This is a genomic window from Desulfuromonas sp. CSMB_57 (genome assembly GCF_020194955.2).
Classification (GTDB): domain Bacteria; phylum Desulfobacterota; class Desulfuromonadia; order Desulfuromonadales; family Syntrophotaleaceae; genus JAFCIY02.
Genome location: NZ_JAFCIY020000063.1, coordinates 1 through 929, shown reverse-complemented (window position 1 = coordinate 929; position 929 = coordinate 1). Strand labels below are relative to the sequence as shown.

Annotated in this window: 1 protein-coding gene; it reads left to right on the top strand. The window is 64.7% G+C overall.

Translation table 11 applies throughout. The features are described from left to right. On the top strand, positions 1-929 hold a 929-nt coding region (locus JQN68_RS13850; RefSeq protein WP_249621254.1), incomplete at both ends, for an RHS repeat domain-containing protein.

Genomic DNA, 929 nt, shown 5'->3' with positions numbered 1-929 from the left:
CGCGGCCTGGAAACCCAGCGGCAATACCAGGCGCCGGAGCAGACCCCCCGCGACGCCCTCACCCTCAAGCAGAGCTACGACGCCTGCGGTCGACTGACGCGCCAGCTGGTCGGGCGGGACAGACAACTCGCCGTCCACGACAAACTGGCCCAGGTCTCCCGCCGCTACCGCTGGGACCAATCCGGCCGGCTGGTCGGCGTCCAGGACAGCCGGCGCGGCAGCCACAGCTGCCACTACGACCCCCGCGACCAGATCGAGCAGATCACCCGCCACACCGGCCTGAACACCCAGACCATCGAGCATTACCGCTACGACGCCCTGCTGAACCTGACCCAGAGCAACGGCCGGGCCCATCGCTACGAAGGCGGCACCGTCCGATCCATCGGCAACAGCAGCTACCGCTACGACATCCGTGGTCGGGTCATCGAAAAACGACTGGCCCGCAACGGCTTCCGCCCCAAAACCTGGCGCTACACTTGGGACGACTTCGACCGTCTCATGCAAACCCACACCCCGGATGGCAGCGTATGGCACTACACCTACGACGCCTTCGGCCGAAGAATCCGCAAAGAATGCATCAAGCCCGGAGACAGAAGCACCCGGCAGGCGACCCGGTACCTCTGGCAAGGCGCCACCCTGGCCGAAGAACACAGAACAAACGGCCATACCAACGAAATCAGCCGCTGGCACTTCGAGCCGGGCACCTTCCACCCCGTCGCCAAAGAGACGATTTCCGCCGCCGGGGAGGGAGCCTTCCATCCCCTGGTCACCGACCACCTCGGCACCCCCAAGGAACTGTTCGACACCGAAGGCAACATCCTCTGGCAGGCCGAGCATGAACTCTGGGGCAAGGCAGCCATCACCGCCAAAACCGGCAGCAACTGCCTGCCCATCGTCGATTGCAGTCTGAGATTTCAGAACCAGTGGGA